This is a genomic window from Streptomyces ruber, from assembly GCF_014648075.1.
GTDB classification, from domain to species: domain Bacteria; phylum Actinomycetota; class Actinomycetes; order Streptomycetales; family Streptomycetaceae; genus Streptomyces; species Streptomyces ruber.
The window spans coordinates 667,610-687,158 of record NZ_BMQK01000003.1 but is presented as its reverse complement, the minus strand read 5'-3'; the positions used below and the strand labels follow the sequence as shown (position 1 = coordinate 687,158).

The following is a 19,549-nucleotide window of genomic DNA, read 5'->3' as shown; positions in this document are numbered from 1 at the left end:
AGGGTCTTCTCTCTTCCGGTGCTCGGGCTTCAGGGCGCGGACTCGACCTGGGCGACGACGCAGTGCGGCCGTCCGGGGTGCGGTGCGGTGTACGCCCGGTACAGGGCTTCGTGGTCGCGTCCGTCCACCGTCGTCGCCGACCAGCCCTCGACGGTGAACCGGGAGGCGATGCCGCCGCGCCGGCCGTAGGTGCCGGAGGCGTTGTCGACCACGAGGACGTGCAGGTTCTCCAGCCCGGTCGCCCCCGCGAAGGCGAGCGCCTCGCTGTTGCTGCCCTCGTCCATCTCGGCGTCCCCGACCAGCACCCACACCGCGGACCGCGTGTGTCCCTGGGCGCGCAGCCCCAGCGCGGTGCCCACCGCGAGCGGGAGCCCGTGGCCCAGGGAGCCCGAGCCGATCTCCGCCCCGGGGACCAGTGTCCGGTCCGGGTGGTGGCCGAGGGGCGAGTCGAAGGTGCCGAAACCGGGGAGCCAGTCCTCCGGGAGGAAACCCTTGGCGGTGAGCACGGCGTAGTACGCCATCGGCCCGTGGCCCTTGGACAGCAGGAAACGGTCCCGGTCGGAATCCCCGGCCGTCTCGGGTGTCACGCGCAGGACACGGTCGTACAGGACCCACAGCGCGTCGAGGGTGGAGGTGGCCGCCGGGCCGTGCTTCTCGTCGCCGGTCATCAGCGACATCAGGCGTCCCAGATCGTCGTAACCATGTGCGAGAGGTGTACCGGTGAGCGTCATACGGCCAATCTGCGACCTCAAGTGGACTTGAGGTCAAGTGGCGGCGGGAGGACGGAGGCGCAGCCCTGGCGGGCCGCCCCGGCCGGCGGAGACCGTGCCCGCCGCCCGCCCGGCATCCCGAGTTCGTCCCCAATTCCCCGGGGGCCGATCGGGCGACCCGGGCGAACATCTAAGATCCGCCGAATGAGGACGGTGGGGAGCACAGTCGAAGAGTGGATACGCAGGGGCACGTACGGTTCCGTGCTTCTCTCGGTGGGCGCGTGGGGCTCCGGCGCACTGCCACGAGGCGTACAGGACGGGGTGTGGGGGGCGCCGGGCCCGGCGCTCACGGCGGTGGGCGCCACGGTGGCGTACGCCGGCATCGGGCTGATGCTGTGGGCCTGGTGGCAGTTGGGCACACTGCTGCGGGCCGGTGCGGAGATGAGCCGGCGGCAGCAGTGGCGCTCACTGGCCTGCTGGACGCTGCCGCTGGTGCCCTCGCCGCTGCTGTTCAGCGCCGACGTCTGGAGCTACATAGCCCAGGGGACGCTGGCCCTGCGCGGCTGGAACGTCTACGAGGCCAGTCCGGCGGATCTGGGCGGCCCGCTCGCCGCCAACGTCCCCGAGGTGTGGCGGGACTCCTCCGCCCCGTACGGGCCGCTGTCCGTGCTGGCGAGCCAGGGTGTGATGGCGGTGGCCGGCGAGAACCACGTGGTCGCCGCGGCCGTCGGGCACCGGCTGGTGGCACTGGCCGGGCTGGCGCTGCTGGCGTGGTCGGTGCAGCGGCTGGCGGCGCGGACGGGCGTCGGTGAGGGCGGCGCCTGGTGGGCGGCCCCGCTCAACCCGCTGGTCCTGGCCCATGTGGTCGGCGGGGCGCACAACGAGGGGCTGATGATCGGTCTGATGATGGCCGGTCTGGTGGCCTACCGCTCCGGACGGTGGGTGCTGGGCACCGTGGTCCTGACGGGGGCCGTGCTGGTGAAGGCGCCCACCGGGGTGGCGCTGGCGTGCGCCGCGATGGTGGCGGTGGCCGCGCGGCCGGGCCCGTGGCGTCGCGTGGGCCGTGCGCTCGGCATCACCGCGGTGGCCGGCGCGGCGCTGTGGCTGATCGTGCTGCTGTGCGGGCAGGGCTGGGGGTGGCTGCGGACCGCCGGCACCCCCGCCGAGGTGCACACATGGCTGTCGGTGAGCACGAACCTGGGCATCGTGCTGGAGTGGATCGCGGGCGCGGCGGACTGGAACGCGGCCCCCGGCGCGGTCACCGCCACGCGTACCGTCGGCACACTGGCCGGGGTGTGCGCGGTGCTCTTCCTCGTCTGGCGCGCTCCCCGCCTGGGGGCGGAACGGGCCACGGCGCTGAGCCTGCTGGCCATCGTGCTGTGCTCTCCCGCCGTGCAGCCGTGGTACCTGCTGTGGGGCGGCGTGCCGCTGGCCGTGGTGGCCTGGCGCACCCTGGCCGACACCCGGGCGAAGGCCGCGGTGGTCGCCCTGCTCCTCATGATCATGCCTTCGGGCCGGGGCCCCACCTGGACGTACGTGATAGCCGCCGTGCTCGGTGGCCTGGTGACCTGGGCGGTCCTGACCTGGACGGCCCGCCGCAGCCGTCAGCCGGCGGCCCTCACCTGAGTCCCGCCCGAGCGGGCCCCGGCCCGTGGTTCCCGGGCCGGGCGCCGACACGGCCGTACCGCGTGTGCACACCGCGGTACGGCCGTTGCCGTGTCAGCCTTCCCGGCCCGTCGTCCACGCGCTGCCGGACCGTCGCGCACCGCGAGGACGCCCGGCTGCCGTCACCGCGGTCCGGGCTCCTGCGGGTGCAGGGCCAGCGCGGCGGTGATGACCGCCAGATGGCTCAGTCCCTGCGGCATGTTGCCCAGGAAGGACAGGTCGTCCGCGTCGATCATCTCGGTGAACAGCCCGACGTCGTTGGCGAGCGGGACGAGCTCCCCCATGAGCCGTTCCGCCTCGTCGCCCCGCCCCACCCACGCCAGCGCCTCCACCGTCCAGAAGGCACAGGCGGTGAAGGTGGCCTCGTTCCCGGGCGCCTCGCTGTGGCGGTACAGCAGCGGTCCGGCGCCCAGTTCCTCGCGCAGCGCGTCGATCGTGGCGGACATCCGCTCGCCCCGGTCGAACCCGGAGCCGGCGTGCAGCAGCACCGAGGCGTCCAGCTGGTCGGTGCCCGGGTACCAGACGTAGGCGCCGCGCTCCGCCGACCAGCCGTGCTCGTCGATCCAGCGCCGGATCCGGTCCCGCTCGGAGCGCCAGCGGTCGGCGGGGCCCGGGATCTGCCCGGCCTCGGCGAGCCGGACGGCGCTGTCCAGCGCGTGCCAGCAGCCCATCTTGGAGCTGGTGTAGTGCCGGGCCTCCGGCAGTTCCCACATGCCCGAGTCGGGCCGGTGCCAGAGGTCGCAGACGCGGTCGGCGAGGTTCGCGAGCATCCGGCCGCTCGCCGCGTCCAGGACGTTGCCGTACTCGGTGTAGGTGCAGACGATGTCCAGCAGGTCGCCGTAGACGCCGAGCTGCAGCTGTCCGGCCGCGCGGTTGCCGGTGACGACCGGGCCGATGCCGCGCCAGCCGGGGACGTCCGCGTACGTCACCTCCTCCGGCTCACCGCCGTCGAGCCGCGCCATGACGGGCAGCTCGCAGTCGTGCCGCCGGGCCAGCCGGAGCAGCCAGGCCACCGCGCCGTGCGCCTCCTCGGGCTCGCCGAGGCGCAGCAGTGTCTTGAGGGTGTAGGTGGCGTCCCGGATCCAGGCGTAGCGGTAGTCCCAGTTCCGGCCGCCGTCACGGCTCTCGGGCAGCGAGGTGGTGGCCGCGGCGGCCACGGCCCCGGTGGGGGCGTGGACCAGCAGCTTGAGCGCGAGGGCGCTGCGCAGCACCGCCTCCTTCCACGGCCCGTCGTAGCCGAGCTGGGAGGACCACTGCTCCCAGCGGTGCACGGTGCGGCCGATGCCCTCCAGCACCCGGTCGGCGTCGAGCAGGGGCACCGGTCCGTCGCGGGTCACGATCACCGCCAGCAGGTGCCGGGAGTCCGGCGCGGTGGTCAGCGTCCCGCCGACGCTGCGCTCCCCCTGCCGCACGTCCCCGGCCTCGCTCAGCCGTACGGTGAGGTTGACGTCACCCGCCTGCACGATGCTGCCGGTCTCCGTGTGCTGCACCCAGGGCGAGACGGTGTTCAGCGCGTTGCCGGGGACCACGGCCCACTCCATGTCCACCTCGCCGTCGACGCCCTCGATCCGGCGGGCCAGCTCGCTCCACGGCAGTCTGCCGGTCAGCCCGACGTTGAGGGAGTCGGTGACCCGGACGGTGCCGCCGGGCGTGCGGTAGGTGGTGCGCAGTACGTTGGTGGACGGCAGGTACTGCCGTTCGGCCCGGTACGGGCCGCGGGGGCGGAGCCGGATGTATCCGCCGCCCAGCGTGTCCAGGAGCCGGCCGAAGACGGGCGGCGAGTCGAGGTCGGGGGCCGGGTACCAGTCGATGTCGCCGTCGCCCGCGATCAGGGCCACGCAGTAGCCGTCGCCGATCGCCGCGTACGAGCGCAGCTCCGCGTACCCGTCCGTCCGCTCCGGGGGCGCCGTCTCGGCCTGGGCCATCGTTGCGTCGTTCCTTCCCATGGTGCGTGGGGTGCGCGAGGTGCGCGATCTCCGTGATCCGCTGGGTTCCCGCCGGTCACGGAAGTACGCACGGTCACCCTGGCCGGCGCTCGTGGCGGTGGGAGGGGACGATCGGGGCACGGTCGGAGCGGGGGGCGATCACGGACTCCGGGCACGACCCCCGACGATCCGGCGGGGCGCCGGCGGGCGGAGCCGGACGTGAGCACGCGGTGGTTCACGGACCGGGCACCCCCGTGACCCCGCCCGGTCCCCTGGTACCGCGGGAGCCCGTGCGGCGTGACGGGTTCCCGATGACGTGCCGGCAGTACGGCGACGAGGTCCGGGGGCGCGGAGCCCGGCTACGTGGCACGCTTCGTGAGCTCACGCACGGCGTTCGAAGGCCGGTTCCCGGGGGTCGATCTCCAGCCCGGCCGCGGCGGCTCCCCGCCCGCCGGCCTCTTCTCCGGCGTGGACGGCTGCCTCTGCGCCGGCTTCGGGCCGGTCACCCCGGGCCCCGTCGGGCGGGACGCGGCCGCGCTCGGGCCCGGCCCCGAGTCCGTCCACGACCGCGGCGCGCGGCGCAACGGCATGCGGCCGCCGGACGGGGACGTCCTGCGCTTCGTGAACGCCGTGGGCACGCTCTGGGCCGTCGCCTCCGTCGTGCCGCGGCTGCCGTCGCTGGTGGAGTGTCCGGAGCCGGCCGGGGGCCGGTGGCGGGAGCTGCCCTTCGCCGGCGGCCCGGCCGGCTGACGAGGAGGGGTGATCCTGCGCGCCGGGCCCCGTCGGCCGCGGGGACCCGGCCGCGCCCCGGCCGGGGGCCTGCTCGTCGGCCAGGGCGAGCGCCCTCAGCACGATCGGGTGCGTGAGGTGGCGTGCCACCCGTACGAGGTGCGGGCGCTCCTCCTCGATGTCGATGTCGGTGCCCGGCAGCGTCGTCGGACGGTCCGCGGGAGGTGTGGGGGGCGCTCCCGTCCGCCGGCACCGGGCGGCGTGCACCAGGGTGGCCGCGGCCCGAGCGGCCACCGGGTCCCAGCCGTCGGTCCGCCGCCCGCCGGGCCGGTCCGCCGCGAGGCGTTCCACCGCACGGCCGGGAGCGGTGCTCCACCAGGGGCTGAGGCTGGCGGCGCCGTCACTGATCTCGGTGAGGCGACGGTCGAGGAGCAGGCGGACGTCGAAGCCGGTCCAGAGGTGGCCGGGGGCCAGGACCACCTGCGGGGCCGCCTCCACGACCAGCCGGTGCAGCGGCTTCAGGGTGCGGATGTCCGCGACCGAGAGCAGCATCAGCCGGCCGAGGGCGGCGACGGCGGACATGCAGCTGACGACGGTGGCGAGCCACGCCGTCTGGGCGAGGCCGGACACGTGGTCGTGGCCGGCGAGGGCGCCGATCATGGCGGTCACGGTGACGGCGGCGTTCCCGATGTCGAGCGAGAGCGCGACGACGAGATGTCTGAGGCACCGCCTGATGTGGTCGACGAACCCGGGCGGACCGGGGACGTGCAGGCTCCGGCACTGCCGCACGGTGACCACCACGGTGGTGCTCAGGACGGCCGCGTAGGCGAGGTGGTAGACCACCATCTCCGGTTCGTGGGCGTAGGCCGCGGCGACGGCCAGCGGGGCGGCGGGGCCCAGGTCGGCCTTGACGTAGAGGGCGGTCAGCAGGAGGGCCGCCCCCACGTACACCGGCCCCCAGACGCGGACCGCGCGGCGCAGTGCCGCCCTGACGTCGCCCTCCGGCTGCCACAGCTGGGTCATGGCGTGGGCGTGGGCGACGGTCACGAGCGTGGTCACGGGGATGACGAGGGAGCAGATGTTGGGTGAGTGCAGCGCGGCGCCGACGGCGCGGTAGACGGCGGGGGTGGCGGCCAGGAAGATGACGCTCGTGTGCAGCAGCACCGAAGCGGTCAGCGTCAGCGCGAGGTCCCGCTCACGGCGCGCGGCCACCGCCTTGGCCGTGCCCAGGGCCAGGGTGCCGAGGGCGAAGGCCAGGTTCACCACCGTCACGAAGGCGGTCCACATCAAAGGGACCTGCGGTTGCTGAAGGCGGTGACGACCCGGCTGGTGCTGCGCGTGCCGTCGCTCAGGTCCAGCATGGGCAGCACGATCGTGGCGAACAGCTCGCAGTCCCGTTCCTCCGCGTCGTCGTACGCGGACCGCATCCTCGCCGGGCCGCCCAGCACCTCGTCCACGACGGCCGGGGGCAGGGTCGACAGCTCCGTGGTGAGGTTCCGCAGGGTGTCCGGGCCGAAGGCGCCGTGCCCGGCGACGGAGGGGCCGTGGACGCCGCCGGACGCGGTGGGGACCAGGTGCCTCAGCTCGTGGAGGCTGATGTGCACCGCCAGGCGGGCGGAGACGGTGGCCGTGACCACGATGGTGTCCTGGGTGCGTCCCTCGACGACGAACCCGCTGACTCCCGGGGGCATCAGCTCCGTACGCAGCAGGGTGAGGGGGCGTCCGCGGGCCGCGGAGACGGCGTCGACGACGTCCTGGAGCCGCGCCCCCGGCCGCAGACCGAGGTCGTCGCGGAACACACGTCGCGCGTTCCTGCGCGCGCGGACCCAGGCGCGGTGCTCGCGCACGACGGCACGGGCCCGGTCACCGGCCTTGGCGGCGCGGGCCGGGGGAACGGCGTCGATGCGGTACACGCTGGTCAGCCCCTTCGCCGCGGTCCCGCGTGCGGGGCGGGGCGGCCGGCGCGGGACGGTGCCGCCGGGCCGGTCGAGGGTGCCGACCGCGTGCGGTGGCCGGTCGGTCGCTCGGGTCCTTCCACCTTCCCGTTCCCCCCTGTTGACGTGACAGGCTGTGGCCGTCGACCTGCGGAGCGACAGTACCAGCCGGGGCAGCGGGGGCAGTCGGGATTCACCGGTGCCCGCGCGTTCCTGCGGAGTCGGTGGTGCGGCCGTCGCGGGGCCGCAGCCGGGTGAGCAGTTCCGTGGCGGAGTTGGCGGTGTAGGAGCCGATCGGCATCGGCGCGGCGAGTCCGGAACGGTCCGTGTCGAAACGCTCGTAGAACGCCTCCAGCGCCGTGGCACACGTCAGGCGTGCCAGGGGGGCGCCCACGCAGTGGTGGGCCCCGTGCCCGAAGGACAGGTGCTGCCTGGTGACCGTCCGGGTGATGTCGAAGGTGCCGGCGTCCGGGCCGAAGGCCCGCTCGTCGCGGCCGGTGGCGGCCGGGCAGATCACCACCGCCTCCCCCGTCCGCACCGTACGGCCCGTGCCCGGCACCGTGACGTCCTCGGCCGCGTAGTAGAACATGATCGTGTAGACGGGCGACCTCCACCGCAGCGTCTCCTCCACCACGGCGGCCATCGTGGCCGCGCCCTGCCGGACGAGGTCCAGCTGGTCGGCATGGGCGTCGAGCGCCAGGTGGGCGTTGGTGAGCAGGTTCGTCGTCATCTCGTGGCCGGCGAACAGGACCAGCACCAGGGTCTCCGTCAGCAGCCGGTCGTCGAGCGCGGTGCCCTGTGCCTCGGCCGCGCCGATCAACGCGGAGGTCAGGTCGTCCGCGGGCCGGGAGCGTTTCCGCCGGATCAGGTCCGTGATGACGGCGCCGATCGCGGCGCTCGCCTCCACGGCGCGCTCGGGGGTGCCGGCGCTGTCGTGCAGCGCCAGGTAGTTCTCGGCGAGCACACGGCTGTTCACGGCGTCCAGACCGAAGAGGTGGCAGATGAGCCGCATCGGCAGCGGCGCCGCGAAGCGCGCCCGCAGGTCGACGAGTTCGTCCGGGCCGGTGGCGGCCAGGTCGTCGATCAGCTCCTGGACGATCTCCTCGACGCGATGGCGCAGCCGCTCGACCCGGGCGGGTGCCAGCGCCGCCTCGACCAGCGAGCGCAGGGCGCGGTGGTCGGCACCGTCCATGGTGAGCATCGAGTCGATGGTGATCAGCCGCAGCAACGGCCAGTCCTGGCGGACCTTGCCGCTGGTGTAGTCGGCCCAGTAGGACGGGTCGCGGCGGAAGCTGCCGCTGCGCATGACCCACTCGGCGACGTCCTGGTGCCCGGTGGCCCAGGCGGTGACCCCGCCGGTCAGTTCCACGGGCACGAGCGGCCCCCTGGCGCGGAGCAGGGCCCCGTCCCCCATGACGTCGGAGGCCGTGGGGTCGAGGAAGAACAGGTCCGTGGTACCGAGGGTCATCAGCGGCCTCCAGCCGGTGTCGGGGTCCGGGCACGCACCCGGTGATCGACCGGATGTTCCCGGTGCTCCGGCGGGAGGGGCGCCGGGGAGAGGAGCGCCGCCGCCCGGCCCGGCCGCCACCGCCGGGCCCCGCGCGCACCTCGGGACGGGCCACCGAGGGGTGGTGACGGCCGTGGGGAGTGGGTCATCGTCGGCGATTCCGTGTCGGCGGCTGGCGGTGGCAGGGCGTGGGCGGAGGCGGGTCGTGCGTTCCGGCGGGGCGCGGCGCGCGTGTGCCGGGTGGGCGTCGCCCGTCCGGAGTGGGCGTCGCCCGTCCGGACACAGCGTGGAGTGATACTCAGGCACCCCCTGCCCCACTGTCAACAATTGGGTACGCGGGTGGCCGGGGCAGAATGTCGTGGATACTCTTCGGGCACATACCCCCACATCGCACGGTCCTGCATGTTCCGCTTGGAGATGCCCTGGTGAACCAGCCCCTGCGCGCAGAGGTGACTGCGGCCGACATCGCCCAACTCCTCGCCGAGGTCGACGGCTACGCCTGGCGTCTGGGCAGAAGCCGGCACGACTTCCTCGACCCGGCCCTGATCTGCGAACAGACCGGCATCGCGGAGGACCGGGTGCGCGAACTCCTGGAGGGCGCCGAGCCGCAGCAGCCGCCTCGCGAGAAGACGGCCCGGGAGGCCTTCTTCCGCACCCTGGTGGCACAGCGGCTCACGCTGGCCAGGCGGCTCCGCGCGCGCGGGACGCCCGCCGCCCGCGAGGGCCTCAGGACGATCGCGGGCGGAACCGGCATCTCGTCCACCCAGGTCGCGCACCTCCTCAACGGCGACCGCAGCGCACGGCTGGACCATGTGTGGCGCCTGGAGGAGTACTTCGGCGTACCGGAGGGCTTCTTCTCCCGCACCGAGGGCGAGGCGCTCGGCGCCCACCTGCGCAAGATGGCCAGGGTGGACCTCCCGGTCCTGGTCCTGCGGACCGGCATGCAGGAGATGGACGCGACCGGCGTCGCCCTGCGCGCCACGGGCGACCTCTCCCCGGAGGAGACCCTGCGACAGCTCGTACCCGCCTTCGACGCCCTCGCCGCCCGCCTGCGCGCCCAGGACCGCGCGGCCCACCGGGCGTCCGGCCAGGACACGGAGCAGGCGTAGGACGGACGGGGCCATGTCGGCACGCCAGCGAGGTGTGCCCAATTGTTGACGCCTACGCCTCGGTGAGAGACCAGACACCCGTTCCGTCGCGCGCCGACTCCCTCGGCACCGCTGGGGAACGCCCCGTTCGTGATCGCCCCGTTGCAGTCGGGTCGCGTTGTCAGTGCCTTCTGCCACTGTGAGCCCCGCCGGCACCACGGTCACCTGTGCCGGCCATCGACCGTGCCGACTTCGGAGCGACCCTTGCCAGCACCTGGAAAAGATCCCTCACCTCCTGCCGCCGGCGCGTCCGCCGCCGACGCGTCCGCCGCGGCCCCGTCCGCCGCGGCCCCGTCCGGCTCGGCCGACGGAGACCCCGCGCGGGGCAGGCCCCGGCTCCCCCGCTCCTACCTGCTGTGGCTGGCCGGCATCCTGGCGTCCCTGGCGGGCAACGCGGTCTTCTACTTCGCCCTCGGCTGGGCGGCGAGCGAGCACGGCGGAGCCGTCGCGGGCCTGGTTCTCAGCGCCGTCACGCTCCCCCGCGTTCTCCTGCTGCTCGTCGGCGGCGCGGTGAGCGACCGGGTCAGCGCACGCCGCGTCCTGATCGCGGGGGACGCGGCGATGCTGGTCCTCTCCGTCGTCCTGGCGGCGGTCGCCCACCACTTGGGGGCTCCGCCCGCCCTGCTCGTCGCGGCAGGCCTGGCAGTGGGTGTCGCCGACGCCTTCTACCTGCCGGCCTCCGGTTCCATGCCGCGCCGCCTGGTGCCCCGGGAACAGCTGCCGCGTGCGCTGTCGCTGCGACAGGTCGGCGGCCAAGTGATCAACATGGGCGGCGGCCCGCTCGGCGGCGTGCTCGTGGGCCTCGCCGGGCTCGCCGGCGCCGCTCTGGTCAACGCCGTCACCTTCGCACTCGTCCTGGCCGTGCTGATCGCCGTCCGGCCACGGCACGGGGCGCCGCCCTCCACCGGGTCGTCCAGCCTGCTCAAGGACGCCTCGGACGGCGTACGCGTCGCGTTCTCCCACCCGGTCCTGCGCCCGGGGCTCCTGCTCACCGGCGCCGCGGCCGGCTTCCTGCTGCCCGTGCTGCCGCTGCTGCTCCCCCTCCTCGCCCGACAGCAGGACTGGGGTGCGGGAGCCGCGGGGCTCGTGATCGGGGCACAGGGAGTGGGCATGGTGGCCGTCACCCTGGCCGTCGTGCGCCGCGGTCCGCTCGGCCGCCCGGGACTCCTGTCGGCGGCCGGACTCGTCGTGGCGGGTGTCGGCGTGCTGGGCGTGGGGGCGGCGCCCGGCGTGCCGGTGGCGACGGCCGCCGGCCTGGTCATCGGCGTCGGCAACGGCCTCTTCTCGGCGCACATGGCGCCCCTGGTCCTCGGGGAGACCCCCGAGACCCACCTGTCGCGCATCCAGGCCGTCCTCGCGCTCGTCCAGGCTCTCGCCCTGCTGCTGATGAACAACGCCCTCGGCGCGCTCGCCGACCTCGCGAGCCCGACGGCCGCCGTCGCCGTCTGCGCCGCGGCGATCACCGGCATCGGACTGCTGGGGCTGGCCTCCGGTCCGCTCCGCACCACGCGCACGGGCCCGGCGGCCGACACCGCCCGTACGTGAGCGGCGGGCAGCCGACGGAGCGCGGGGACGGCGGGTCGTCGGCCGCCCTTGTCACGGGGCCGTTCTCAGGCGGCCGCCGCACGGCGGCGCGGGACGTGCGTGTCGCGCCAGTAGATGATCGCGGCACAGAGCACCGCCCACACCGAGAGGATGACGACGCCCTGCACGAGCCCGTCATTGCGGAAGTGGGACAGCCCCTGGACGGCACGCACCCCGACACCGACCGGCAGGATGCCCGACAGCGGCTGCAGCCAGCCCGGCAGGTACTCGGCCGGGAGCGTGCCGCCGCTGGTGCTGTTGCCGAGGATCAGCAGGACCACCGAGGCCAGCGACATGCCGGCCGGTCCGAACAGCCGCATGAACACCATCGTCGCGCCCCCGACCGCGGCGGCCATCAGCGCGATGACACCCGCGATGCCCAGGAACGGCCCGGGCAGCGCGGCGAAGCCGAGGCTCCCGGTCAGCAGGGCCACGACCACGCCGCCGAGCACGCTGAAGGCGGCCAGGCTGGCCATGCGGGCGCGGAACTGCAGGCGGGGGGCTATCTGATAGGTCATCATGCCGAACAGGTAACCGGCCAGGACGACTCCGAAGGCGGCGTAGAAGACGGACATGCTGCGGGTGTCCCCGGCCGACGCGGGCACGACGTCCTGCTGCGTGAGACCGTCCCCTCCCGCCCGGGCGACCGCGGCGAACGCCTCGCCGACCGTGGAGGTCACCGAGGGGCCGTTGGCACCCGCGTACAGCAGCTCGGGCCCGTCCACGGCGTCGGCGACGTAGGCCGCGTACACCGTGCGGTCCTGCACGGCGGCCCGGCCGGCGGCCTCCTCGGTGTAGTGCCGCACGGCGAAGCCGTCGGGCAGCCCGCGCTCCAGACCGTCGGCGACCTGCTGGTACTGCTGCGTGGTGCCGACCACGGCCACGGGCAGCCGGTGCGGCCTGGGCGCGTGGAAGGCCGCGAGGTACACGCTGACGAAGATGGAGCCGATGACCAGCACGATGGCGACGGGCATGAAGACGCCCTTGAGCCCGTCGGCGCCCCGCCGCGGCGGGGCGGCGTCCACCGCGTGCTGGTGACGCGCCTGCGGGGGGAGCCCCGGGGACGCGTCCGTCGCTTCGGTGGCCGCTTTGGTGGGGACGGAAGTGGTGGCGGGTCTGGACGATGTGGGCACAGGTGCCTTCCTCTGCATAAGGTACCCGTTAATTGTATCGTTCAACTATAAGGTGCCTTCTACAGACGCCGTGCGTGATCGGAGTGCCGTGTGATCGATGACCCCTGGACCCGCACCGGCTATGTGGCCTGGCAGGTGGCACACGTCATGGGGGTGCGCGTCGAGAAGGCGCTGCGCCCGCTCGGTCTCACCACGGCGCAGCACAACGCGCTGATGCACGTGGCGCGCTCCCCCGGCATCTCCGCCGCCGACATCGCCCGGCGCACCGGCATCACACCGCAGTCGATGGGGGCCGCGGTCAACGCCCTCGTCGACCGCGGCCTGCTCGTACGCCGCCGGCACCCCGCGAGCCGGCGGGTCGCCCGACTGGCCGTCACGGAAGCCGGCGAGGTCCTCGCGACGCGGGCGCAGGAGGCGCTGAACCAAGTCGACGAGGAGGCGGTCGCCGTGCTCCCTCCCGGCGAACGGGCCACACTGCACGCACTGCTGCTGCGCCTGCTCGCGGATCTCAACCCCGACGCCGTCCCGCCGCCCGGCCGTCCCGCCCGGATGTCCCGGCACGGCTGAGGGAACGGCCGCGCCGGGACATCCGGGCGGCCGGAACATGCCGCTCCCCGGGTCGCCCCCGACGGCGGGCCCTGCGCCCGCCGGCCTCCGGTCCAGTGCCATCGGGTCGGGGCACCGGCCCGGGAGGTGCTTCGAGAACGGCCGTCGGACCAGAAGCCGACCGGACGTGGGCGGCGACGAGGCACCAGTCGGATCTTTCCGGTTCAGGTGAGACGCCGGCCCGCCGGAGGACCGGTGAACGCGGTCAGCTCTCCTCGACAGAGCGTCACGATGGCGTCGCAGGTGCACTTGCAGTACTCGACCTCGCCGTCGGAGGCCGGGTGGGCGGAGAGCAGGCGCCAGGTCGGCCGGTACGTGCTGGCGGTGCACCCCCAGGCGCGCAGCGGACAGCGCTCCTGCGGCGCGGGGCCTTCCGGACCGTCCGCACCGGCGGCGCCGGGGGGGTTCCGGTACGGCGGGACGGTCAACGGAGACCGGGCTGTGCCGGAGAGATCGTGGCATCGGGGTTGTCTCCCTTCGGTGGCGCGGCTACGGAGGGGGGCACGCCGGGTTCCGGCAGTGCGCGGAACAGCAACCAGCTCAGCAAGGGCATGAGGACCAGCGGCGCCAGGGCCGTCTGCAGGGAGGTCCTGTCGGCGACGGCGCCGATGAGAGGGCTCACCAGGCCGCCGATGCTCACGGTGAGACCGAGCGTGATGCCGCTGGCGGTGCCGACGCGGGAGGGCAGGTAGTCCTGGCCGAGCGTGACCTGGAGCGAGAAGGGAACGTACAGGCCGGCCGAGGTCAGCATGACGAACAGGAAGAGCGCCGGGCCGGGTACGAACACCAGGCCCGCGACCGATCCGGCCGTGATCAGGTACGACCAGCGCGAGACGGTGACCCGGTCCCACCGGTCGGCCAGCGCGCCGCCCAGCACGCTGCCCACCGCGCCGCCCAGGTACAGCACGCACAGCGCCGCGGTGCCGGCGGCCGTGCTGCCGTTCATGCGTTCCGCGGTGTACAGCGAGACGAAGGTGCTCAGACCGATGAAGACGACGGACCGGCACACGACGGCCAGTGACAGCCGTACGAACGACGCCTTGTCGTCCTTCCCCGTCACCACCGTCGCGCCGGCGCCGCCGGCCTGCCGCCGCTCGAGTGCGCGCAGCACGAGCAGGCAGGTCGCGGCTCCGACGACGGCCGGCAGCACCAGCAGCGGCGTCAGGCGCAGCCCTCCGGTGGCCACCACGACCGCGACCATCACCGGGGCCACGGCGAAACCGAGGTTGCCGCCCAGCGAGAACCATCCCATCGCCTTGTGGCTGCCCCGGCCGACGAGCCGGGCGACCCGCGCGGACTCCGGGTGGTAGGCGGCCACGCCGATCCCGGACACCGCGACGACGGCGAGCGTCACCGCGTACGAGTCGCTCACCCCGCTCAGCGCGATGCCGACTCCTCCCAGAAGGGTGCTGACGGGCAGGAGCCAGGGCATCGCGAAGCGGTCGGTGAGCACCCCGAACACCGGTTGCGCCACCGATGACAGCAGGGAGGCCGCGAGCACGATGCCCGAGACGGCGGCGTAACTGTAGGCACGCTCGGCCACGAAGAACGGCACCAACGAGGCCACGGCACCCTGATAGACGTCGACGCAGGCATGCCCGACGGACAGCAGTGTGATCGATGCATTTTTTCGCACCCCGTCATGGTCGGCTGCTGACGCGGTGACGCGCTTTCGATAACCTGCCAGACAATGACGCAGATCCGCCATCAGCCGATCGCTCCCACCCGCACCCAGTGGCTGGCGTCCGGTGCCGCCATCGACGCCCACCGGCACGACGACCACCAGATCGTCTACGCGGGCCGTGGAGTACTCGCCGTCACCACCGGCGCCGGCTCCTGGGTCGCCCCGGGGACGCGCGCCATCTGGGTGCCCGCCGACACGGTGCACGCCCACCAGGCCCACGGTGACCTCGAGTTGCACCTGGTGGGGCTGCCCGCCACGGTGAACCCGCTCGGTCTGCGCTCCCCGGCCGTGCTGGCCGTGAGCCCCCTGCTCCGGGAACTGATCATCGCCTACACGCGCACCGAGGACGACGGCAGCCCGGAACGGGGGCGGCTGCGGGCGGTGTTGCTCGACCAGCTGCGCGTCTCGCCGCAGCAGCCCCTGCACCTGCCCGCGCCCACCGCACCCCTGCTGCGGACACTGTGCGACATGCTGCGCGCCGATCCGTCCGACGGTCGCACCCTCGCGGAACTGGGGCGCGAGGTGGGGGCGAGCGCTCGCACCCTGTCCCGGCTGTTCCGCGGCGACCTCGGCATGACCTTCCCGCAGTGGCGCACCCAACTGCGGCTGCACCACGCGCTGGTGCTCCTCGCGGACAACACTCCGGTGACGACGGTCGCGAACCGGTGCGGCTGGTCGTCCACCAGCGCGTTCATCGACGTCTTCCGCCGTGCTTTCGGTCATACACCGGGCGCGCACCCGAGGTGACCGCGGAACGTCCGCGGCACTCACCGTGCACCATGTCTTGACTGGGGATCAGGGCGGCACCACGATGCCGTGGGAGCGCTCCCAGGACGCTGGGCGCCCCCGGGGCCGCATCGTCCGACGCGTCCCGACACACGTCGCCACCGCCCGCCCTCCCGCGCGGAAGGACAGAGCCGTGACCCACCTCCCGTCCCCCCGTCCCCTCCCGTCCACGCCGGCCCGGCGTGGACAAACGCGCCGCCGCAGACACGCGTTACTCTCCGCCGTCGCCGTCGCCGCGCTGCTGGGCGCCGCCCCTGCCGGGACCGCCACCGCCGCCGGGGTCCGCGCCGCGGACGGCCCCGAACTCGTCACCAACGGCGACTTCTCGGCCGGCACCACCGGCTGGTGGTGGACCGAGAACACCCCGGGCAGCGTCGTCGACGGGCGCCTCTGCGCCGATGTCCCCGCCGGTACGGCCAACCCCTGGGACGCCATCCTCGGCCAGAACAACCTGCCCCTGACCACGGGCGAGAGCTACACCCTGCGCTACACCGCCACCTCCACCGCACCGCTCACCATCCGCGCCAACGTCCAGATGGCCACGGACCCGTACACCGCCGAGCTGTCCGCGGCCGACCCGGTCGGGACCGCCCCGGAGACCTTCGAGCACGTCTTCACCGCGGCGGCCGACAACGACTCGGCACAGCTCGCCTTCCAGGTGGGCGGCGGCGCGGGGGCGTACACCTTCTGCGTGGACGACGTCTCGCTGACCGGCGGCGCGGAACCGCCCGTCTACGAGCCGGACACCGGTTCCCCGGTGCGGGTGAACCAGGTCGGGTACCTCACCGACGGGCCCAAGAGCGGGACCTTCGTCACCGAGGCGACCGAGCCCCGGACCTGGGTGCTGAAGGACGCCGGCGGCACCGAGCGGGCGCGCGGCACGACCAGCCCGGCGGGCGTCGACTCGACCTCCCGCCAGAACGTGCACACCTTCGACTTCAGCGCGGTCGACGAGGCCGGGGACGGATACACCGTCAGCATCGACGGCGAGACCAGCGAGCCGTTCGGCATCGGCGACGACCTCTACTCGGGGCTGCGCACCGACGCGCTCGCGTACTTCTACCACAACCGCAGCGGCATCGAGATCGAGGCGGACCTCGTCGGCGAGGAGTACGCGCGCCCCGCCGGGCACATCGGCGTGGCGCCCAACCAGGGCGACACGGACGTGCCGTGCCAGCCGGGTGTCTGCGACTACCGGCTCGACGTCTCCGGCGGCTGGTACGACGCGGGTGACCACGGCAAGTACGTCGTCAACGGCGGGATCTCCGTCGCCCAGGTGATGGCCGCCCACGAGCGCACCCTGCACGCCGAGGGCGCGGACGGCTCCGCCCTCGGCGACGGGAAGCTGCGCGTCCCCGAACGGGGCAACGGCGTCCCCGACATCCTGGACGAGGCCCGCTGGCAGCTCGACTTCCTGATGCGGATGCAGGTGCCCGAGGGCGAACCGCTGGCCGGCATGGTGCACCACAAAATCCATGACCGTGCCTGGACCGGTCTGCCGCTGCTCCCGTCCGAGGACCCGCAGCCGCGCGAGCTGCACCCGCCGACCACCGCGGCGACCCTGAACGTGGCGGCCACCGCCGCCCAGTGCGCGCGGCTCTTCGAGGAGTACGACGCGGAGTTCGCCGAGCGGTGCCTGAAGACGGCCCGCAGCGCCTGGGCGGCGGCGAAGGCGCACCCGGACGTGCTGGCCGACCCGAACGACGGCGTGGGCGGCGGCGCCTACTCCGACACCGATGTGCGCGACGAGTTCTACTGGGCGGCGGCCGAGCTGTTCGTGACCACGGGCGAGGACACCTTCCGCCGCGCGGTGCTGGACTCCCCGTTGCACGGTGACACCGACGCGGTCTTCCCGCGCGGCGGGCTCTCCTGGGGCGCGACCGGCGGACTGGGCGCGCTCAGCCTGGCCACCGTGCCGAACGGCCTCACCGACGGCCAGCTCGCCTCGGTCCGCGCGACGGTGCTGGCGGCGGCCGACGGCTACGCGGCGGACTCCCGGAACTCGGCCTACGGAGTGCCGTACGCCCCCGGGAACGACGCCTACGTCTGGGGTTCCAACAGCCAGGTCCTCAACAACATGGTCGTCCTCGCCACGGCCCACGACCTGACCGGCGAGACGGGCTACCGGGACGCGGTGCTGCACGGCATGGAGTACCTGCTCGGCCGCAATCCGCTCAACCAGTCCTACATCACCGGTTACGGCGAGCGGGACTCCCGCAACCAGCACCACCGCTTCTGGGCGAACCAGCTCGACCCCTCGCTGCCCAACCCGGCGCCCGGATCGGTCGCCGGCGGCCCGAACGTCGGCATCGACGACCCGATCGCCCAGGCCAGGCTCCAGGGCTGCGCGCCCGCGATGTGCTACATCGACCACATCGAGTCCTGGGCGACCAACGAGATCACCATCAACTGGAACGCCCCGCTGGCCTGGGTCGCCTCGTACCTGGACGACCTCGGCGGCGGGGACCAGGGAGGGGAGGTCCCCGGCGGTGAGGCGTGCCAGGTGACCTACCACTCGTCCCGCTGGAACAGCGGCTTCACCTCCCAGGTGACGCTGAAGAACACCGGTGAGCGCGCGCTCAGCCCCTGGGAGCTGGCCTGGTCCTTCGCGGACGACCAGCGCATCACCCAGGCCTGGAGCGCCAAGGTCACCCAGACCGGGCGGGACGTGGTCGCGCGGCCGGAGAGCTGGAACACCACCCTGGCGCCCGGTGCCACGGTGCACTTCGGCTTCAACGGCACGGCGAGCGGCTCACCGGCCGATCCCCGGGCCTTCAGTCTCGGCGGGAAGCGCTGCGCCGTGGTCCGGTAGCCACCGTCCGGACGGGACAGGGGCCGGCGCCGGGCCACGTCGTGGCCCGGCGCTCCTGCCGGGCCGCCCGGAAGGGGGCGGCCGCTAGCAGGTGCTCGGCGCCGTCTCGCCGGCGAAGCGGTCCGCGAGCCACGGGACGCCCTCGGCGCTCGCCCCCGCCGCGGCGGCGATGTGGGTGGGGATGTGGTTGCTGGTGAACTTCACGGTGGCGCCCCGGCGGCACCAGTCGGCGGCCAGCCGCGCACCGACCCGGTGCGGGATGATGTCGTCGAGGACGCTGTGGGAGACCAGGACGGGGAGCGCCGGCCTGCGTTCGCCGAGCCGCTGTTCCGCCACGATCCGGTCGAACGGCGCGAGCTTGTTGCGCTCCGGCAGCGAGCGTCCGTCCGCGGTCAGGGAACGGGACCGCAGGAAGGCGTACCCGGCGACGGCCTCCGTCGTGCACCGGTTGTTCCGCAGGTCGCTCAGCACCCGCTGCCCGTGACGGTTCAGGTACGGGGCGGTGTCGATGCCGTACCCGGCGGCCAGTCCGGCGAAGGCGTACTCGACGAGCACCGAGTAGAAGGTGCCGTCCAGGCTCTTCGCCACCTCGTCCAGGTCCGCGGGGGCCGCGCCGACGACGGCACCCTTGACCTTCAGCTCCGGCGCGTAGGTGTGGGCGAGTTCGGCCGCGGACGCCGCCGCTCCGCCGCCCTGGGAGTAGCCGTAGAGAGCGACGGGCCCGGAGTCGGGCAGGTGCGCGGCGTCCAGTCGCTGCGCCGCCCGGACGGCGTCCAGGAGCGCGCGGCCCTGCACCTCGCGGTTCATGTACGTGTGGACCCCGGGTGTGCCCAGCCCCTGGTAGTCGGTGACGACGACGGCGTACCCCTCGTCGAGGAGCCTCTTGACGAACAGCGTCTCCGAGTCGGTGCCCTCGGCCATCTGACGGGAGGGGGCGCACCGGTCCGCGAGGCCGTGGGTCCCGGGGGCGTAGCCGATGATCGGCCGTGGGCCGCGCCGGGGGGTCGTGGGCGTGAGCACGGTGCCGGTGACCGCGACCGGCTCTCCGGTGCGGTCGGTCGTGCGGTACATGATCCGGTCGACCTGCGCGCCGGACTCGGCCGCCTTCTGGGGGTTCAGGTAGAAGGCGGCCGGCTCCGAGCGGATCACGTCGCCGTTGTGCGCGGGCAGGTTCGCCGGCGGTTCGTAGAAGGGCGGCCGGTGGGCGCCGGTGGCTCCGGCGGACGTCGGGGCGAGCGGGGACACGGCGGTGGCCACGGCGACGAGGGCTGCCACGGCCCACTTGCCCAGGGCACGACGACGCGGCACAACGGCTCCTCAGGCATG

At 73.9% G+C, this 19,549-nt stretch carries 15 protein-coding genes; 6 read left to right on the top strand and 9 right to left on the bottom strand.

Features of this window, described 5'->3' with window-relative positions; genetic code table 11:
* Nucleotides 1-29: 29 nt before the first annotated feature.
* On the bottom strand, nucleotides 30-731 hold the full coding sequence (locus IEZ04_RS11150; protein ID WP_189216570.1) for a thiamine pyrophosphate-binding protein: 702 nt from the start codon (nucleotides 729-731) through the stop codon (nucleotides 30-32).
* Between IEZ04_RS11150 and mptB the strand changes: the two genes are divergently transcribed.
* Nucleotides 702-2,336: a polyprenol phosphomannose-dependent alpha 1,6 mannosyltransferase MptB gene (mptB, locus tag IEZ04_RS11145; RefSeq protein ID WP_308429792.1), complete on the top strand. Its 1,635-nt coding sequence runs from the start codon at nucleotides 702-704 to the stop codon at nucleotides 2,334-2,336. The two genes, IEZ04_RS11150 and mptB, sit on opposite strands and share 30 nt — an antisense overlap.
* 161 nt (nucleotides 2,337-2,497) lie before the next feature.
* On the opposite strand, the gene IEZ04_RS11140 is transcribed toward mptB, so the two are convergent.
* From IEZ04_RS11140 to IEZ04_RS11125, 4 genes are all read right to left on the bottom strand, one after another.
* A complete protein-coding gene (locus IEZ04_RS11140; protein WP_189216568.1) occupies nucleotides 2,498-4,300 on the bottom strand; it encodes a glycoside hydrolase family 15 protein in 1,803 nt (600 codons plus the stop codon).
* Nucleotides 4,301-4,681: 381 nt separating this feature from the next.
* Entirely contained in the window at nucleotides 4,682-6,316 is a 1,635-nt protein-coding gene (locus IEZ04_RS11135) for a DUF6545 domain-containing protein (RefSeq protein WP_189216567.1), read from the bottom strand.
* Nucleotides 6,316-6,942 carry a hypothetical protein gene (locus IEZ04_RS11130; protein WP_189216566.1) on the bottom strand — a complete coding sequence of 209 codons (627 nt, stop codon included), beginning with the start codon at nucleotides 6,940-6,942 and terminating at the stop codon, nucleotides 6,316-6,318. Before IEZ04_RS11130 ends, IEZ04_RS11135 begins: the two co-directional genes overlap by 1 nt.
* Before the next feature lie 214 nt (nucleotides 6,943-7,156).
* A complete protein-coding gene (locus IEZ04_RS11125) occupies nucleotides 7,157-8,431 on the bottom strand; it encodes a cytochrome P450 (RefSeq protein ID WP_189216565.1) in 1,275 nt (424 codons plus the stop codon).
* Between the two features lie 464 nt (nucleotides 8,432-8,895).
* On the opposite strand from IEZ04_RS11125, the gene IEZ04_RS11120 reads away from it, so the two are divergent.
* The gene (locus IEZ04_RS11120; RefSeq protein ID WP_189216564.1) at nucleotides 8,896-9,579 is read left to right on the top strand and encodes a helix-turn-helix domain-containing protein; all 684 of its coding nucleotides are present in this window, start codon (nucleotides 8,896-8,898) and stop codon (nucleotides 9,577-9,579) included.
* A gap of 243 nt (nucleotides 9,580-9,822) precedes the next feature.
* Entirely contained in the window at nucleotides 9,823-11,163 is a 1,341-nt protein-coding gene (locus IEZ04_RS11115) for an MFS transporter (protein ID WP_189216563.1), read from the top strand.
* A 65-nt stretch (nucleotides 11,164-11,228) separates the two neighbouring features.
* On the opposite strand, the gene IEZ04_RS11110 is transcribed toward IEZ04_RS11115, so the two are convergent.
* Nucleotides 11,229-12,335: an ABC transporter permease gene (locus IEZ04_RS11110; protein ID WP_229820948.1), complete on the bottom strand. Its 1,107-nt coding sequence runs from the start codon at nucleotides 12,333-12,335 to the stop codon at nucleotides 11,229-11,231.
* A 90-nt stretch (nucleotides 12,336-12,425) separates the two neighbouring features.
* On the opposite strand from IEZ04_RS11110, the gene IEZ04_RS11105 reads away from it, so the two are divergent.
* The gene (locus IEZ04_RS11105) at nucleotides 12,426-12,902 is read left to right on the top strand and encodes a MarR family winged helix-turn-helix transcriptional regulator (RefSeq protein WP_229820947.1); all 477 of its coding nucleotides are present in this window, start codon (nucleotides 12,426-12,428) and stop codon (nucleotides 12,900-12,902) included.
* 203 nt (nucleotides 12,903-13,105) lie between these two features.
* On the opposite strand, the gene IEZ04_RS11100 is transcribed toward IEZ04_RS11105, so the two are convergent.
* Together IEZ04_RS11100 and IEZ04_RS11095 are read right to left on the bottom strand one after the other, a co-directional pair.
* The gene (locus IEZ04_RS11100) at nucleotides 13,106-13,369 is read right to left on the bottom strand and encodes a hypothetical protein (RefSeq protein WP_189216562.1); all 264 of its coding nucleotides are present in this window, start codon (nucleotides 13,367-13,369) and stop codon (nucleotides 13,106-13,108) included.
* Entirely contained in the window at nucleotides 13,366-14,577 is a 1,212-nt protein-coding gene (locus tag IEZ04_RS11095; RefSeq protein WP_189216561.1) for an MFS transporter, read from the bottom strand. Before IEZ04_RS11095 ends, IEZ04_RS11100 begins: the two co-directional genes overlap by 4 nt.
* A gap of 54 nt (nucleotides 14,578-14,631) precedes the next feature.
* On the opposite strand from IEZ04_RS11095, the gene IEZ04_RS11090 reads away from it, so the two are divergent.
* Together IEZ04_RS11090 and IEZ04_RS11085 are read left to right on the top strand one after the other, a co-directional pair.
* Nucleotides 14,632-15,372 carry an AraC family transcriptional regulator gene (locus IEZ04_RS11090; RefSeq protein ID WP_189216560.1) on the top strand — a complete coding sequence of 247 codons (741 nt, stop codon included), beginning with the start codon at nucleotides 14,632-14,634 and terminating at the stop codon, nucleotides 15,370-15,372.
* A gap of 277 nt (nucleotides 15,373-15,649) precedes the next feature.
* Nucleotides 15,650-18,223, top strand: coding sequence for a glycoside hydrolase family 9 protein (locus IEZ04_RS11085; protein ID WP_229820979.1), 2,574 nt, complete (start codon nucleotides 15,650-15,652; stop codon nucleotides 18,221-18,223).
* Between the two features lie 84 nt (nucleotides 18,224-18,307).
* On the opposite strand, the gene IEZ04_RS11080 is transcribed toward IEZ04_RS11085, so the two are convergent.
* A complete protein-coding gene (locus IEZ04_RS11080) occupies nucleotides 18,308-19,531 on the bottom strand; it encodes a lipase family protein (RefSeq protein WP_229820946.1) in 1,224 nt (407 codons plus the stop codon).
* Nucleotides 19,532-19,549 lie beyond the last annotated feature (18 nt).

Coding starts and splice junctions, on each gene's coding strand:
- IEZ04_RS11135 (WP_189216567.1), bottom strand. CDS start 6,316: ATGTGGACCGCCTTCGTGACGGTGGTGAACCTGGCCTTCGCCCTCGGC.
- mptB (WP_308429792.1), top strand. CDS start 702: ATGTGCGAGAGGTGTACCGGTGAGCGTCATACGGCCAATCTGCGACCT.
- IEZ04_RS11150 (WP_189216570.1), bottom strand. CDS start 731: ATGACGCTCACCGGTACACCTCTCGCACATGGTTACGACGATCTGGGA.
- IEZ04_RS11090 (WP_189216560.1), top strand. CDS start 14,632: ATGACGCAGATCCGCCATCAGCCGATCGCTCCCACCCGCACCCAGTGG.
- IEZ04_RS11140 (WP_189216568.1), bottom strand. CDS start 4,300: ATGGCCCAGGCCGAGACGGCGCCCCCGGAGCGGACGGACGGGTACGCG.
- IEZ04_RS11125 (WP_189216565.1), bottom strand. CDS start 8,431: ATGACCCTCGGTACCACGGACCTGTTCTTCCTCGACCCCACGGCCTCC.